The 16123-nt window shown below is 64.7% G+C and carries 14 protein-coding genes; 10 read left to right on the plus strand and 4 right to left on the minus strand.

The annotated features are described in order from the left end of the window. Nucleotides 1-148: 148 nt before the first annotated feature. From G0A00_RS06065 to nqrF, 6 genes are read left to right on the plus strand one after another with little or no spacing between them, the layout of a single operon-like run. Nucleotides 149-1492 (plus strand): Na(+)-translocating NADH-quinone reductase subunit A, encoded by a 1344-nt coding sequence (locus G0A00_RS06065; protein ID WP_164179367.1) that lies wholly within the window; start codon nucleotides 149-151, stop codon nucleotides 1490-1492. Between the two features lie 4 nt (nucleotides 1493-1496). Next, nucleotides 1497-2696 carry an NADH:ubiquinone reductase (Na(+)-transporting) subunit B gene (locus tag G0A00_RS06070; RefSeq protein WP_164179369.1) on the plus strand — a complete coding sequence of 400 codons (1200 nt, stop codon included), beginning with the start codon at nucleotides 1497-1499 and terminating at the stop codon, nucleotides 2694-2696. Next, nucleotides 2689-3498 carry a Na(+)-translocating NADH-quinone reductase subunit C gene (locus G0A00_RS06075; protein ID WP_164179371.1) on the plus strand — a complete coding sequence of 270 codons (810 nt, stop codon included), beginning with the start codon at nucleotides 2689-2691 and terminating at the stop codon, nucleotides 3496-3498. Before G0A00_RS06070 ends, G0A00_RS06075 begins: the two co-directional genes overlap by 8 nt. Then, complete coding sequence (locus G0A00_RS06080; RefSeq protein WP_066108419.1) at nucleotides 3498-4151, plus strand: NADH:ubiquinone reductase (Na(+)-transporting) subunit D; 654 nt, start codon at nucleotides 3498-3500, stop codon at nucleotides 4149-4151. The genes G0A00_RS06075 and G0A00_RS06080 overlap by 1 nt, the downstream gene beginning before the upstream one ends. Further along, nucleotides 4151-4759, plus strand: coding sequence for an NADH:ubiquinone reductase (Na(+)-transporting) subunit E (gene nqrE, locus G0A00_RS06085; protein WP_066108422.1), 609 nt, complete (start codon nucleotides 4151-4153; stop codon nucleotides 4757-4759). Before G0A00_RS06080 ends, nqrE begins: the two co-directional genes overlap by 1 nt. A 19-nt stretch (nucleotides 4760-4778) precedes the next feature. Further along, nucleotides 4779-6002: an NADH:ubiquinone reductase (Na(+)-transporting) subunit F gene (nqrF, locus tag G0A00_RS06090; protein WP_164179373.1), complete on the plus strand. Its 1224-nt coding sequence runs from the start codon at nucleotides 4779-4781 to the stop codon at nucleotides 6000-6002. A 79-nt stretch (nucleotides 6003-6081) separates the two neighbouring features. Here the strand turns inward: nqrF and G0A00_RS06095 are convergent, their stop codons facing one another. After that, nucleotides 6082-6465: a VOC family protein gene (locus G0A00_RS06095; protein ID WP_164179375.1), complete on the minus strand. Its 384-nt coding sequence runs from the start codon at nucleotides 6463-6465 to the stop codon at nucleotides 6082-6084. A 140-nt stretch (nucleotides 6466-6605) separates the two neighbouring features. Between G0A00_RS06095 and G0A00_RS06100 the strand changes: the two genes are divergently transcribed. Continuing rightward, complete coding sequence (locus G0A00_RS06100; protein ID WP_164179377.1) at nucleotides 6606-7856, plus strand: hypothetical protein; 1251 nt, start codon at nucleotides 6606-6608, stop codon at nucleotides 7854-7856. Between the two features lie 45 nt (nucleotides 7857-7901). Here G0A00_RS06100 and G0A00_RS06105 read toward each other — a convergent pair whose 3' ends face one another. Next, nucleotides 7902-8663 (minus strand): NAD kinase, encoded by a 762-nt coding sequence (locus tag G0A00_RS06105; RefSeq protein ID WP_164179379.1) that lies wholly within the window; start codon nucleotides 8661-8663, stop codon nucleotides 7902-7904. Between the two features lie 193 nt (nucleotides 8664-8856). Here G0A00_RS06105 and glyA point away from each other — a divergent pair, with 193 nt between their 5' ends. Then, nucleotides 8857-10152 carry a serine hydroxymethyltransferase gene (gene glyA, locus G0A00_RS06110; protein WP_066108441.1) on the plus strand — a complete coding sequence of 432 codons (1296 nt, stop codon included), beginning with the start codon at nucleotides 8857-8859 and terminating at the stop codon, nucleotides 10150-10152. A gap of 244 nt (nucleotides 10153-10396) precedes the next feature. After that, entirely contained in the window at nucleotides 10397-12019 is a 1623-nt protein-coding gene (locus G0A00_RS06115) for an MFS transporter (protein ID WP_164179381.1), read from the plus strand. 18 nt (nucleotides 12020-12037) lie between these two features. Here G0A00_RS06115 and G0A00_RS06120 read toward each other — a convergent pair whose 3' ends face one another. Then, nucleotides 12038-13609 (minus strand): mechanosensitive ion channel family protein, encoded by a 1572-nt coding sequence (locus tag G0A00_RS06120; RefSeq protein WP_235952912.1) that lies wholly within the window; start codon nucleotides 13607-13609, stop codon nucleotides 12038-12040. A gap of 237 nt (nucleotides 13610-13846) precedes the next feature. Next, the gene (locus G0A00_RS06125) at nucleotides 13847-14500 is read right to left on the minus strand and encodes a peroxiredoxin (RefSeq protein ID WP_164179383.1); all 654 of its coding nucleotides are present in this window, start codon (nucleotides 14498-14500) and stop codon (nucleotides 13847-13849) included. A 170-nt stretch (nucleotides 14501-14670) separates the two neighbouring features. Here G0A00_RS06125 and G0A00_RS06130 point away from each other — a divergent pair, with 170 nt between their 5' ends. Further along, nucleotides 14671-16110 (plus strand): aldehyde dehydrogenase family protein, encoded by a 1440-nt coding sequence (locus G0A00_RS06130; protein ID WP_164179385.1) that lies wholly within the window; start codon nucleotides 14671-14673, stop codon nucleotides 16108-16110. Nucleotides 16111-16123 lie beyond the last annotated feature (13 nt).

A 16123-nucleotide genomic window follows, 5' to 3' on the forward strand; every position in this document is an offset into this window, starting at 1 on the left:
AAACTGTTGGGTCGACGATGAGACAAAGGGCTTCTGAGCCGTTTTGGCGGGTGATTCAATATTAAATTCGAAACTTTCTCGTCAAACTCTTCCAAACTGCGGCTTAGCGGCGCATAAGGCTGCCGGAAAATGGACAGGACGAAGCGACGTGCAGCAATATACGTTGAGAAAAGGTCTCGATGTCCCGGTGCTGGGGACACCCGAAGGCGGAATCGAAGACGGTGCAGCGGTCCGGACCGTTGCAGTTCTGGGGCAGGATTACATCGGTTTGAAGCCGAGACTGGCGGTTCAGGAGGGCGATATCATCGCCGCTGGCGCGCCGATCTTCGCCCATAAGGATACCCCCGAAGTGCAGGTGACTGCGCCGGTATCTGGCCGAATCAAGGCGATCAACCGCGGCGCCCGCCGCGTGCTGATCAGCGTCGAGATCGAGGTCGACCCGAGCGCAGCCGAACCGGTGGATTTCTCCTCTGTGGGGGATTCGAGCACCGCGGACGGTCTGGCCGAGCGCCTCTGTGCGTCGGGCCTGTGGACGTCGTTCCGCACCCGTCCCTACTCGAAGGTGCCCGCCGCCGACGCGCGCCCCGCGGCGATCTTCGTCACTGCAATGGACAGCGAGCCGCTCTCGGGCGACGCCGCGGCGATCATCGCCGAGGATGGCGCCGCCTTCAGCCGTGGCCTGCAGGCGATCACTGCGCTGACCGAGGGCAAGACTTACCTTTGTCAGGAAATCGGCAAGGACGTGCCCGGCGCGGACCTGCCGGGCGTCACCGCAGCAGGGTTCTCGGGGCCGCACCCCTCGGGTCTTGCCGGGACGCACATGCATTTCCTTGAGCCGCCGTCGACCGCCAAGACGGTCTGGTCCATCGGCTATCACGACGTGATCGCCATCGGGAAACTGCTGGAAACCGGCAAGCTTGATTCGTCGCGCACCATCGCGCTCTCGGGTCCGATGTGCAGCCGTCCGCGCCTCGTGCGCACCGTGGCGGGCGCGTCGATGACCGATCTGCTCGGCGATGATCTGAAGACCGATACGCCGCTGCGGGTGATCTCGGGCTCGATCCTCAGCGGTCGCGCCGGCGAGGGACCGACGGCCTATCTGGGCCGCTACGCGCGCCAGATCACGGTGATCAAGGAAGACCACGAGCAGATTCCGATGGGCTGGATTCGTCCGATGCCGTCGAAGTTCGCGGTTCAGCCGGTGCTCGGCTCGGCCTTCACCAAGAAGCTCTATGCGCTGACCTCGAACCTCAACGGTGGCCGCCGCGCCATGGTGCCGATCGGCACTTTCGAAGAGCTGATGCCGCAGGACTACCTGCCGACTCAGCTGCTGCGCGCGCTGCTGGTGATGGACACCGACACGGCTCAGGCGCTTGGCGCGATGGAGCTGGACGAAGAGGATCTTGGCCTCTGCGGCTTTGCCTGCCCGGCCAAATACGAATATGGCATCGCCCTGCGCGACAGCCTCACCAAGATCGAGAAGGAGGGGTAAGGCCTTGGGTCTTCGCAATTTCTTTGATCGGATCGAGCCGCAGTTTCTAAAAGGCGGCCGCTTCGAGAAGTACTTCCCCGTCTACGAGATGGTGGAGAGCTTTATCTACACCCCGAAGACGGTGACCACCGCCGCGCCGCACGCCCGCTCGTACATCGATATGAAGCGGATCATGACCTATGTGGTCATCGCGACGATCCCCTGTATCCTCTTCGGCCTGTACAACACCGGTCTGCAGACCAACATGGCGATCGCCGAATACGGCGCTTCGGGCTGGCGCGCGGCGATCATCGACGCGCTCGGCATCGGGTTCAACCCGGCCAACCCGCTGGCCAACATCCTGCATGGGCTGCTGTATTTCCTGCCGATCTACATCGTGACGCTGATCGCGGGCGGCATCTTCGAGGTGATCTTCGCGGTCGTGCGCGGCCACGAAGTGAACGAGGGCTTCCTCGTGACCTCGATGCTTTATGCGCTGATCATGCCGGCCTCTGCGCCGCTGTGGCAGGTTGCGCTCGGCATCATCTTCGGCGTGGTGATCGGTAAGGAAGTCTTTGGCGGCACCGGCAAGAACTTCCTCAACCCGGCACTGGTCGGACGTGCGTTCCTCTACTTCGCCTATCCGGCGCAAATGTCGGGCGACACGATCTGGACCCCGGTCGACGGTTTTTCGGGCGCAACCGCGCTGGCGGTGGGTGCAAGCGACGGCGTCGACGCGCTGCCGCAGCACGGCATCACCTGGATGGACGCCTTCATCGGCACGATTCAGGGCTGTATCGGCGAGACCTCGACGCTGGCCTGCCTGATCGGTCTGGCCTTCCTGCTTGCCACGAAGATCGCCAACTGGCGCCTGATCGTCGGCTGTCTGGGCGGGATGATCGCTTTCTCGACGCTGCTCAACCTGATCGGATCTGACAGCAACCCGATGTTCGCCATGCCGTGGTACTGGCATCTGGTGATCGGCGGCTACGCCTTCGGCCTCGTGTTCATGGTGACCGAGCCGGTCTCGGCCAGCCACACCAATGTCGGGCGTTACATCTACGGCGCGCTGATCGGTTTCATGGTTGTGATGATCCGTGTCATCAACCCGGCTTTCCCCGAGGGCATGATGCTTGCGATCCTGTTCGGCAACGTGTTCGCGCCGCTGATCGACTACTTCGTCGTTCAGGCCAACATCAAACGGAGGGCCAAGCGCAATGTCTGACACCAATGCGAACAAGGGCATGATCCGCCGTTTCCTCGACATGCCGCCGGATTCCACCGTCAAGACGGTGACCGTGGCTGTGGTGCTCTGCCTCGTGGCGTCGATGATCGTGTCGGCTGCAGCGGTTTCGCTGCGCCCGGTACAGGACACCAACCGCCTGCGCGATAAGCAGCGGAACGTTCTGGAAGTGGCGGGCGTGTACGAGCCCGGCATGAACATCGCCGAAGCCTTCAAGTCCTTCGAGCCGCATGTGCTCGAACTCGATACCGGCGAGTTCACCGACCAGTATGACGTTGCGACCTTCGAAGAGCTTGCCACTTCGGGCGATCCCGCTCTGGTGCGCGCGCTCGACGAGGACCCGGCGGGCCTTGGCGGCTCGCAGCAGATCTTCCAGATGGTCTATATCCTGCGCGACGACGCGGGCGAGATCGACAAGGTGGTGCTGCCGATCGAGGGCTACGGCCTGTGGTCGACGCTCTACGGCTTCATCGCGCTGGAAGAGAACGGCAACGACATCTACGGCCTGCAGTTCTACCAGCAGGGCGAGACCCCCGGCCTTGGCGCCGAGGTGGACAACCCGCGCTGGAAGGCGCTCTGGAACGGCAAGAAGCTGCGTGACGAAGACGGCACGCTGCAGATCACCGTTGCCAAGCAGCCGCCCGCAGCGGGCCGCGACTACTATATCGATGCGCTGGCCGGGGCGACCCTGACCTCGCGCGGTGTCGACAACCTTGTCCGCTTCTGGATGGGTGAACAGGGCTACGGCCCGTTCCTCGAGCGGCTTAAGGCAGGAGAGATCTGATGGCCCAGACCCGCAAATCCCAGCTCGTCGATCCGCTGATCGACAACAACCCGATCACCCTGCAGGTGCTTGGCATCTGTTCGGCGCTCGCCGTGACCTCCTCGCTGAAGGTGGCGCTGGTGATGGCCATCGCGGTGACGCTGGTGACCGCCTTCTCGTCGATGTTCATTTCGATGCTGCGCAACCAGATCCCCGGCTCGATCCGGATCATCGTGCAGATGGTGATCATCGCGAGCCTCGTGATCGTGGTGGACCAGCTGCTCAAGGCCTATGCCTATGAGATCTCGAAGACCCTGTCGGTCTTCGTCGGCCTGATCATCACCAACTGCATCGTGATGGGCCGCGCCGAAGCCTTCGCCATGAGCAACCCGCCGGGTGCCAGCTTTGTGGACGGTCTGGGCAACGGCCTCGGCTACGGCCTGATCCTGATGGTCGTCGGCGTGATCCGCGAGCTTTTCGGCTCGGGCTCGCTGTTCGGCATCACCATCCTGCCGACCGTCAACAACGGTGGCTGGTATGTGCCCAACGGCCTGCTGCTGCTGCCGCCCTCGGCGTTCTTCGTGATCGGCCTGCTGATCTGGGCGATCCGTGCCTGGAAACCGGGTCAGGTCGAAGAGCGTGAATACAAGATCCAGAGCGTGGAGGCGCACTGATGGAAGGTCTCATCTCACTCGCCGTAAAGGCGGTCTTCGTCGAGAACCTTGCGCTGTCGTTCTTCCTCGGCATGTGTACCTTCATCGCCGTGTCGAAGAAGATCTCGACGGCCATGGGTCTTGGGGTCTCGGTGATGATCGTGCAGGCGATCACCGTGCCCGCCAACAACCTGATCCTCGACTATCTTCTCGCTCCGGGCGCGCTGGCGTGGGCTGGCTTTCCCGACATCGACCTCACCTTCCTCGGCCTGATCTCCTACATCGGGGTGATCGCCGCGCTGGTGCAGATCCTCGAGATGGTGCTCGATAAGTATTTCCCGCCGCTCTACAACGCGCTGGGTGTCTACCTGCCGCTGATCACCGTGAACTGCGCCATCCTTGGTGGTTCGCTGTTCATGGTGGAGCGCTCGTATGACTTCGCCGAGAGCCTGACCTACGGCGTCTCGTCGGGCTTCGGCTGGGCGCTGGCGATCACCGCCATGGCCGGTGTGCGCGAGAAACTGAAGTACTCGGACATTCCCGACGGACTTCAGGGGCTGGGCATCACCTTCATTACCGCAGGTCTGATGGCCATGGCCTTCATGTCCTTCAGCGGCGTGAAACTCTGAGGCAGGAGGACAAAGAACAATGGAAACTTTCAGTCTCGGCGTCATCCTCTTCACCCTGATCGTGATTGCGCTGGTGACCATCATTCTGGCCGCCCGCTCGCGTCTGGTGTCGACGGGGAACGTCAACATCACCATCAACGGCGAAAAGACCATCTCGGTCCCCGCCGGCGGCAAGCTGCTGCAGACCCTCGCTGGTCAAAAGCTCTTTGTGCCCTCCGCCTGCGGCGGCGGCGGCACCTGCGCCCAGTGCCGGGTGCGCGTGCATTCGGGCGGCGGGTCGATCCTGCCCACCGAAGAGAGCCACATCACCAAGCGTGAGGCCGCCTGCGGTGACCGCCTGTCCTGTCAGGTCGCGGTCAAGCAGGACATGGACATCGAAGTTCCCGAAGAGGTCTTCGGCGTGAAGAAGTGGGAATGCGAGGTCATCTCCAACGAGAACGTCGCCACCTTCATCAAGGCACTGGTCCTCAAGCTTCCGGAAGGCGAGAACGTCAACTTCCGCGCTGGTGGCTACATCCAGATCGAAGCGCCCGCGCACAAGCTGTCTTATAAGGACTTCGACGTCGCCGAGGAGTACCGGAGCGACTGGGACAAGTTCAATCTGTGGCAGTACGAGTCGACGGTGACCGAACCGATCGAACGCGCCTACTCCATGGCGAACTACCCCGAGGAAAAGGGCATCATCATGCTCAACGTCCGCGTGGCGTCGCCGCCGCCGGGCTCCACCGGCATCCCCGCCGGGCAGATGTCGTCCTACATCTTCAACCTCAAGCCCGGCGACAAGGTCACCATCTCGGGTCCGTTCGGCGAGTTTTTCGCCCGCGACACCAAGAAGGAAATGGTCTTCATCGGCGGCGGCGCGGGCATGGCTCCCATGCGCTCGCACATCTTCGACCAGCTCAAGCGGCTCGAGAACCGCGACCGGAAGATCTCCTTCTGGTACGGTGCCCGCTCGAAGCGCGAGATGTTCTTCGTCGAGGATTTCGACGAACTGGCCAAAGAGTTCGACAACTTCGAATGGCACGTCGCCCTGTCGGACGCGCTGCCCGAAGACGAGTGGAAGGGCTACACCGGCTTCATCCACAACGTGCTCTACGAGGAGTATCTGAAGAACCACCCGGCCCCCGAGGACTGCGAGTTCTACATGTGCGGCCCGCCCATCATGAACCAGTCGGTGATCAACATGCTGCTGGATCTGGGCGTGGACCGAGAGGACATCATGCTCGACGACTTCGGCGGCTAAGCCGGAAGTTCGGAGAAAACGAAAGGCGGGGTCTTGGCCCCGCCTTTTGCTTTTGTCGGGGCTACTGGGTGTCGGCGCCTCAGCCCTCGTAAAGCTCCAGCGGCAGCCCATCGGGATCGGCGAAGAAGGTAAACCGCTTGCCGGTCAACGCATCGACGCGCACCGGCTCGACAGCGACGCCCGCCGCCTCGAGCCGGTCTACGGCAGCGTCCATGTCGGTTACGGTGAAGGCGAGGTGGCGCAGCCCTTTCGCCTCGGGGCGCGAGACCCGCTCGGGCGGGTCGGGAAAGCTGAACAGCTCCAGCTGTCCGCCGCCGGGCACCGCGAGGTCGAGCTTCCAGCTGTCGCGCTCGGCGCGGTGGGTCTCGGCGATCACCGTGAGGCCCAGCAGGTCCACATAGAAGGCGCGGCTGCGGGCGTAATCGCCGCAGATCAGCGCCACGTGATGAAGGCCGTGCAGCATGATGGTCCTTTCCGGCGTCTTAGCTTGGGGCCCGTTATGGGCCCTCGCAGAGGTGCCTCCAATGCGAAACAGCCGGGGCATGGAAATTTACCGGACGTTCAGAGCTTTGGCGCAGGCTTGCCGGAAAAGGAGCCCGCGAGATGAGCCTGCAAACGTCCGGTGCGCACTATGGGGCGAGCACAGTTTGGCTCGCGCAGTTGCAGTTGGCCAGCCTCAGCGCCCGCGCCGGGCCAGATGGGGCGGAGGCAGAGGTTGGTGTCCTATCTATAGCTGCTGCTGGCGTGGGCGGTGACGTCGAAGGGGACCGGGCGAGCCTGCTCCTGGGTGCCGAAGTGCGGAGCGAGGCCGGCGCTGAAAGCGATGCGCCGCAATCGAGGAACAGCGCTTCCGATACGCGCGAGCGCGGATTGGCCGATGCCCGAGAGCGCGGCTTGGGACGCATCCGCGGCCACATGCGCCGGATGGCGCACGCCCTGCTGCACCTGCAAGGCGGCAGAAAGGGCAGCGGCGTGGCCATTTATTCCGGTGTTGCGTCTGGCGCAACGGCGAGCAGCGGCAGTCAGCTCGCCGCCGCTGGGTCGTCATCAGGCGATGCACTCTCGATCAGGGCTGGCCAAGTCGCGGCGCTCTATACCGGCGCCGGTCATGACGCGCTGACGCTTGATGCGCAGCGGGTCCAGAACATCCACACCGACGGCGGCGCGCCGAGCTCTCAGGGCGGCAATGATGCCTTGGCGGTGCGGGCGGAACAGGTGAGGCAGGTCTACACCGGGGGCGGCAATGATGCGGTCAGCATCGCGGCGCTAAGCATCGCCTCGCTCTATACCGGCACTGGCGAAGATGTTGTGACCCTGAAGGCGGGGCTGCTCGGCGGCATCTATACCGGGGCGGGCCGCGACGCGGTGAGCATCGATGCGGTGGTCGGTGCCGCGCAGGTCTCGCGGCTGAGCGCCGATCCTTGCGAGCCTTGGAGCCATGGCGATACGATTGAGGCGCGGCTACTCGCCGCGCGCAGCGCTGTCGCCGATGTGCACAGCGGGGCAGGGGACGATGTGCTTTCGGTCACCGTCGCAGAGGCGATCGCGCTGGAGGCAGGCGCGGGGGATGATACCCTCGTGCTCGGCGGCGGGACGATTGCGCTGCGCTATGGGGCGGGTGACGGTCATGACACGGTCACTCTGGCGCCGGGCAGCGAGGTGGTCGTGCAACTGGGTGAGGATGCGCAAGACTGGTCCTTCAGCCGCGACGGCGACAGCCTGTTGTTGCAGATCGGCAGCGGCTCCATCCGCTTCGAAGGGGTCAGCCAGAGCGCCGCGATCGGCGTGGCGAGCTGGGGAGCGGACGAATTGGCGCTTCTGCATAGTCAGCCAGAGCTGGACGCCTTGGCATGAGAGAGGCGCAGCGGTCCGAAGGGTGATGGGACACCGACCGCCAGATCAGACGAACTGCTCTCGGATCAGCCGCTCTTCCAGCCCATGGCCCGGATCGAACATCACGCGATGCGCGACGGTCGGCTCGGAGCGAATATCGACCCGAACCACATCGCGCACCGACTGGCTGTCCGCTTCGGCCATGACCGGGCGCTTCTCATGCTCGAGCACCTCAAAGCACACCTCCGCCGCCTTCGGAAGCAGCGCCCCGCGCCAGCGTCGCGGCCGAAAGGCCGCAACGGCGGTCAGCGCCAGAACCTCCGAGCCGATGGGCAGGATCGGCCCATGCGCCGAATAGTTGTAGGCGGTCGAGCCAGCGGGGGTGGCCAGCAGCGCGCCGTCGCACACCAGTTCGGGCAGGCGCAGCTTGCCATCCACATGGATCGCCAGTCGCGCGGCCTGCGGACCGGTGCGCAGCAGCGAGACCTCGTTGATCGCAAGCGCCTCATGGATCCGGCCATCGACCGTGGTGGCGCGCATCGAAAGCGGGTTGATCACCGCCTCTTCGGCCTCGCGCAGCCGCTCCTCCAGCCCGTGCTCGGAATAGGCGTTCATCAAAAAGCCCACGGTGCCGCGGTTCATGCCATAGACCGGCACGTTGAGTTCCTGCGTGCGGTGCAGGGTCTGCAGCATGAAGCCGTCGCCCCCCAGCGCCACGATCACATCCGCGCCCTGCTCGGTGTGGTCGCCGTAGCGGTTGCTCAGCGCGGCATGGGCAGCCTGCGCGATGGGCGCGCGCGAGGCGCAGAAGGCAATTCTCAGCGACATGGGGACAAAGGCCTTGGGTGTCCTGCGGTTTCCTGTCCCTGACGGGACGTTCCGAAACAATCACAAGTTTTCCCCAGCCGCCAGAGAGGGCGCAAGAGAAACGCAAGCTGTCGCTTTGACATCTTTGCGTTACGCGCGGTTTCCTTTACTCAGGCCGCGGAACTCGAATCCTTGACACTCCGGAGGCTTGCCCATGACCGCAGCGCCCAATGACACCGGCTTCTTCACCGAAGAGCTCTCGTCGCGTGATCCCGAACTTTTCGCAGCCATCACCGGCGAGCTTGGCCGCCAGCGGGACGAGATCGAACTGATCGCGTCCGAGAACATCGTCTCCCATGCCGTCATGCAGGCACAGGGCTCGGTGCTCACCAACAAATATGCCGAAGGCTACCCGGGCAAGCGCTACTACGGCGGCTGCGATTGGGTGGACGTGGCTGAGAACCTCGCCATCGACCGCGCCAAGCAGCTTTTCGGCTGCGAGTTCGCCAATGTGCAGCCGAACTCCGGCAGCCAGGCCAACCAGGGTGTGTATCAGGCGTTGATCCAGCCCGGCGACACGATCCTCGGCATGAGCCTCGACGCGGGCGGTCACCTGACCCATGGCGCAAAGCCCAACCAGTCGGGCAAATGGTTCAACGCCATCCAATACGGCGTGCGCAAGCAGGACAACCTGCTGGACTACGATCAGGTGCAGGAGCTGGCCAACGAGCATAAGCCCAAGCTGATCGTCGCGGGCGGCTCGGCCATTCCGCGCCAGATCGACTTTGCCAAGATGCGCGAGATCGCCGACAGCGTTGGCGCCTATCTGATGGTCGACATGGCCCACTTCGCGGGCCTCGTGGCCGGTGGTCAGCACCCGTCGCCCTTCCCGCATGCGCATGTGGCCACCACCACCACGCACAAGACCCTGCGCGGCCCGCGCGGCGGCATGATCCTGACCAACGATGAGACCATCGCCAAGAAGGTCAACTCGGCGATCTTCCCCGGCATTCAGGGCGGCCCGCTGATGCATGTCATCGCCGGCAAGGCCGTGGCCTTCGGCGAAGCGCTGCGCCCCGAGTTCAAGGATTACGCCAAGCAGGTGATCGCCAACGCACAGGCGCTGTCGGATCAGCTGATCAAGGGCGGGCTCGACACGGTGACCCATGGCACCGACACCCATGTGGTGCTGGTTGACCTGCGCCCCAAGGGTGTGAAGGGCAACGCGACCGAGAAGGCTCTGGGCCGCGCGCATATCACCTGCAACAAGAACGGCGTGCCGTTCGACCCGGAAAAGCCGACCGTGACCTCGGGCATCCGTCTCGGCTCGCCCGCCGGGACCACCCGCGGCTTCGGCGAGGCGGAGTTCCGCAAGATCGCCGACTGGATCATCGAAGTGGTCGACGGTCTGGCGGCCAACGGCGAAGAGGGCAATGCTGAGGTCGAAGCCAAGGTGAAGGCCGAGGTGCAGGAGTTCCTCAAGGGCTTCCCGATGTACCCGACGCTCTGAGCTTCGGTTCAGTGAGAGATTGAGGGGCGGGCCGGAAGGCCCGCTCTTTTCTTTTGCACGGCGTGCAGGCGGCCCGGCTGGCGTTACGTTGCGTGGTCGCCTCGGCAAATACATGCGCCGCGCATCTATTTTCCTGCAGCCCCCTTGGCGACGCGGGAAAAAACCGCTCTACCTTGGCGGCAGGCCCCTCGCTTCTGTCGCTCCCAAGGGCCGGCGACCAGCCCCCAAGAGCCCCCCGAGAGCCATGCCCACCAAATCCGCCTCGCCCCTCACCGTCCTGCGCATCCCGGCGTTCCGCGCCCGCTGGACGGCGTCCATGGCCTCGAACCTCGGCACGCTGGTGCAGTCGGTGGGCGCGGGCTGGATGATGACGCAAATCTCGGACAGCGACGCGATGGTGGCGCTGGTGCAGGCGGGTGTGTCGGTGCCGGCGATGTTGTTCGCGATCTTCGCCGGGACGCTGGCGGATAATTTCGATCGCCGCCGGGTGATGATCGGCGCGCAGCTTTTCATGATGGCCTCGGCGGCGCTGCTCTGCACGCTGGCGTGGTTCGAGCTTCTGACGCCCTGGCTGCTGCTGGTGCTGACGTTCCTGATCGGCACCGGATCGACCTTCTTCAACCCGTCGTGGCAGGCCTCGCTGGGGGACATCGTGCCGCGCAGCGATCTGCCCTCGGCGGTGGCGCTGAACTCCATGGCCTTCAACGCCATGCGCTCGGTCGGTCCGGCGATCGGCGGTATCATCGTCGCCGTGGCGGGGGCCGCGGCGGCCTTCGCGCTGAACGCGGTGAGCTATCTGCCGATGATCGCCGTGCTCTGGCGCTGGAAGTCGCCGCCGCCGGACAGTTCGCTGCCGCCCGAGCCGATGCGGCTCGCGGTGGGCTCGGGGCTGCGCTATGTCGCCATGTCGCCGAACCTGATGAACGTCATGGCGCGCGCCTTCCTCTTTGGCTTGGGGTCGGTTGCGGTGCTGTCGCTGCTGCCGCTGATCGCCCATGAAAGGCTGGGCGGCGACGCCTCGACCTTCGGGATCATGCTGGGCTGTTTCGGCGTCGGTGCGGTGATCGGCGCGCTCAACAACGCGCGGCTGCGCGACCGGTTCGACAACGAGCATCTTGTGCGGGTCGCGGCGCTGGCGGCGGTGACCGGCACGTCGATCCTTGCGGTGGCGCCGACGCTGCTGCTGTGCCTGCCCGCGCTGCTGCTCAACGGCATGGCGTGGACCGTGGCGCTTTCGCTGTTCAACGTGACGGTGCAGCTGTCGACGCCGCGCTGGGTCGTCGGGCGGGCCATCGCGCTCTACCAGTCGGCCAGCTTCGGCGGCATGGCGGCAGGCAGCTGGGTCTGGGGGTCGGTGTCGGACGGCTGGGGGCTCAGCACGGCGCTCGGAGGCGCGGCGGTGCTGCTGGCGATCGCCGCCGTGATTGGCTTCAAGATGCCGCTGCCGGAATACAGCGATCTCGATCTGTCGCCGCTCGACCGCTTCAAAGAGCCGGTGCTGCATCTCGACCTGAAGATGCGCAGCGGTCCGATCGTTGCCTCGACCGAGTTCGAGATCGACCCGGACGATGTGCCGGAGTTCCTTGCGATCATGGCCGAGCGCCGCCGCGTGCGCATCCGGGACGGGGCGCAGAACTGGGTGCTGATGCGCGATCTCGAGAACCCGCGAATGTGGGAAGAGACCTACCACGTGCCCACATGGGTCGAATACATCCGCCACAACACCCGCCGGACCAAGGCCGACGGCGGCACTTTCGAGCGGCTGATGGCGCTGCACCGCGGGCCGGAGCGTCCGCACACCCGCCGGATGATCGAGCGTCAGTCGATCCCGCGCCGCCGCAGCGGGGTCTATGATTTCAACATCTGAGGCGGCGCGGCTAGCGCTTCAGGTGTTGTCGCTGTCCTCGTCATAGCCCTCGTCGCCGCGCCGGAACGAGGTCACCCGATCTTCGCGCGCGTGATATGGCGTGCCCTCCTCGGGGGGCGCGGCTTTCCCGGGCTCTTCGGTGAAGGGCAGCGCGCCGGGCTTGGCCATATGCACATGCATGTCGGTCTGCGGGAAGGGGATCGAGATCCCCTCGCGATCGAAGGCTTCCTTCACTTGCCGGGTGAGGTCCCAATACACCGTCCAGTAATCCTCGACATTCACCCATGGCCGGCAGATGAAATCCACCGAGCTGGCCCCCAGCGCGTTGACCCGCACCACCGGAGCCGGGTCGTCGAGGATCAGCGGATGCTCGGCCACCACCTTTTCGAGCACCTCCTGCGCCTTTTCGATCGAGTCGCCGTAGCCGATGCCGAAGGTCAGATCGACGCGGCGCGTGGCGCTGGCGGTGACATTGGTGATCACGTCGCCCCAGACCTTGGAGTTGGGGATGACGATCACCTGATTGTCGGGCGTCAGCACGGTGGTCGAGACGATGGACACCGATTGCACCGTGCCGCCGGTGCCCGCCACGGTGACGTAATCGCCCTCGTCGAAGGGCCGGTTGATCATGATCATAAGTCCGGCCGCGAGGTTGCCCAGCGTGTCCTGCATGGCGAATGCGATGATGAAGGACGCGCCGCCGACCAGAGCGAAGAGCGGTGTGACGTCGATCCCCAAGGCGCTGAGCACGATCATCAACCCGAAAGCGATGGTCAGCCAGTAGATCACCATGACGATGAAGGCCTGCAGCAGTTTCGACAGGTCAGGCACCCGCGAGAGCGCCCGGCGCGCCACGCCGCGCACCGCGCGGGCGAGGATCAGCAGACCCAGCAGAGAGCCGACGATGACCGCCACCCGCAGCGCCAGTTGCACGCCGCCATCTTCATCGGTCGCCCAGTTTGCCGCCTGCGACAACAGCGTGCGCCAATCGGCGCGCTGGGTTTCGTCGACATGGATGGCCGCCCGGTAGGCGCGGTAGCCCGCAACCTCGGCCTCGTCGCCGCCCTTGGCTTCCAGCGCGGCGACCACGGTGCTGAGGTTCTCAAAGGCGTCATTGCGGACCTCGGTAAGCTGGGTGAGCCGCTCGCGCGGCACCTCGTCGCCATTGGCCTCGCGGGCATTGATCGCCATCTGCTCTTGCACCACCGCCTTGGTCATGCCCTTGGCGATCCCCTCCCAAGCCTGCGCCAGCTGCGAAAGCTCGGCGGCGGTCAGCGGCAGCGTGCGCAGCGCCAGTTCGTCAGACGGGATCGACGGATTGGCCAGCGCGGTGAGCAGCGCAGCATCGCTCTCGGGCTCCAGCGGCGCATCGGCGGCGCCCGCCGCCGAGAGCACCTCGGGCCGGCTGATCGCGGCCTGACGGCCCCGTTCCTCGGCACCTTCGATCATTTGCTCGGCGGGGGAGGGCGGCTCTTCGGCGGCGGCCTCGGGCGGGGCATCGGCGGTTTCCTGCGCGATGGCGGGGATGGCGATGCAGGCGCTCAGAGAAAGCAGGAGAATGGAAAGAAGTCGCAATATGTCGCGCGGCATGTAGGCCTCGATTCAAGTCGTGATTTCAATGGATTGGTAAGTTACAAAAAAGACTTGTTTCGAGTTTAGCAGGACAGCGGCGCAGACACACCACCCAAGGGCGTCTGGCGGCGCCGCTCCTCGCATTTGCCGCGAGTGCGCGCTTTGCCACGCGCCCATGATGGGCGGACGGACAAAAGAAAACCACCCGGCGTCCCCGCCGGGTGGTTTCCCTAATCAGTACCTAAGATCTGCGCGTCAGTCCGGGTTCTTGGCGAAGCGCAGGTAGGGCAGCTTGATGTCGAGCTCGCCGTATTTCGCTGCCGCCGCCTCGTTGTCGAGCGACAGGGCGACGATCACGTCCTGACCGGTCTCCCAGTTCGCCGGGGTCGCCAGCGGCTGCTCGTAGGTGCGCTGCAGACCGTCGAGCGCGCGCAGCACCTCGGCAAAGTTGCGGCCCACCGACATCGGGTAGGTCATCATCAGCTGCACCTTCTTGTTCGGCGCAATGATGAAGACCGAGCGCACGGTGGCGCTGTCCGCCGGGGTGCGGCCGTCGGGCAGATAGGCATCGGCGGGCAGCATGTCGAGCGCCTTGGCCACTTCCAGCCCGTCATCGGCGATGATCGGGAAGCCCGCTTCGGAACCGGCCACCGCTTCGATGTCACCTTTCCACTTCTTGTGCTCTTCGACGCCGTCGACCGAGATGCCCATCACCTTGGTGCCGCGCTTGGCCCATTCGTCGGCCAGCTGTGCGACCGCGCCGAACTCGGTGGTGCAGACAGGTGTGAAGTCCTTCGGGTGCGAAAACAGGATTGCCCAGCTGTCGCCGATCCAGTCGTGCAGGTCGTATTCGCCCTGATCGGTGACCACGTGAAGGTTCGGGATGGTGTCGTTGATGCGAAGAGCCATTGGAATAGTCCTTTCCTGTCCGAGTGATCGGCGTTTGGTCTCGCGAAATAGATACGTCCTGCAGACCTGATGTAAAGAGGCCGCTTGCGGAGCCCGCGACGCAGTGACACTGTGCCGCCAGGGATAATTTGATCAAATCCTGACTCACTTCCAGACTTGCGGAGAGCATCATGATCGAGAAGCGCCAGTTCTACATCGACGGTCAATGGGTGGACCCGGTCACGCCGCGCGACCACGCGGTGATCAACCCGGCCACCGAAGAGCCCTGCGCGGTCATCTCGCTGGGCGATCAGGCCGACACCGACGCCGCCGTTGCTGCCGCCAAGGCCGCGCTGCCGGGCTGGATGGCCACCCCGGTGGCAGAGCGTATCGGCTATGTCGAAAAGCTGCTCGAGGTCTATAAGGCGCGCGCCGAAGAGATGGCGCAGGCGATGACCCTCGAGATGGGCGCGCCGATCTCGCTGTCGCGCTCGGATCAGGTCGGGGCGGGCACCTTCCACCTCACCAATTTCATCCGCGCCGCCAAGGAGTTCTCCTTCGAGCACGCGCTCCGCGAGGACATTCCCGAGCACCGGATCATCCATGAAGCGGTGGGCGTCGCGGCGCTGATCACCCCGTGGAACTGGCCGATGAACCAGGTGACGCTGAAGGTTGGCGCCGCCGCCGTGGCGGGCTGCACCATGGTGCTGAAGCCCTCCGAGGAAAGCCCGCTCGACGCCATCCTCTTTGCCGAGATGATGGATGAGGCCGGGTTCCCGAAGGGCGTGTTCAACCTCGTCAACGGTGATGGCGCGGGCGTCGGCACGCAGCTGTCGTCGCATGTGGACGTGGATATGGTCAGCTTCACCGGCTCGACCCGCGCGGGCCGGGCGATCTCGAAGGCAGCCGCCGACACGCTCAAGCGCGTCCATCTCGAACTCGGCGGCAAGGGTGCCAACCTCGTCTTCGCCGATGCCGATCCAGAGGCGGTGAAGCGCGGCGTGCTGCACATGATGGAAAACTCCGGCCAGAGCTGCAACGCGCCCTCGCGCATGATGGTCGAAGCGCCCTTCTACGACACGGCGGTCGAGCAGGCGACAAAGGCCGCCGAGGCGGTGAAGGTGGCCGATCCGCAGCAGGAAGGCGATCACATCGGCCCGGTGGTCAACGAGGTCCAGTGGGGCAAGATCCAGGACCTCATCCAGAAGGGCATCGACGAAGGCGCGCGCCTCGTGGCGGGCGGCCTTGGTCGTCCCGAAGGGCTGAACAAGGGCTTCTATGTTCGCCCCACGGTCTTTGCCGATGTGACCCCCGAGATGACCATCGCGCGCGAAGAGATTTTCGGCCCGGTGCTCTCGGTGATGAAGTTCGAGACCGAGGAAGAGGCGGTGCGCGTCGCCAATGACACGCCCTATGGGCTTACCAACTACGTGCAGAGCCAGGATCCGGCGCGGGTGAACCGGCTGACCCGGCAGTTGCGCTCGGGCATGGTGCAGAACAACGGCACCGGCCGCGCCGCGGGCGCACCCTTCGGCGGCATGAAACAGTCGGGCAATGGCCGTGAGGGCGGAACCTTCGGCATTCTCGACTTCCTCGAGGTGAAATCGGTCAGCGGCTGGGCCGCCGAGTAACCTTTTCATTGTT

The sequence above is a fragment of the Salipiger sp. PrR002 genome, from assembly GCF_010500775.1.
Taxonomy (GTDB): domain Bacteria; phylum Pseudomonadota; class Alphaproteobacteria; order Rhodobacterales; family Rhodobacteraceae; genus Salipiger.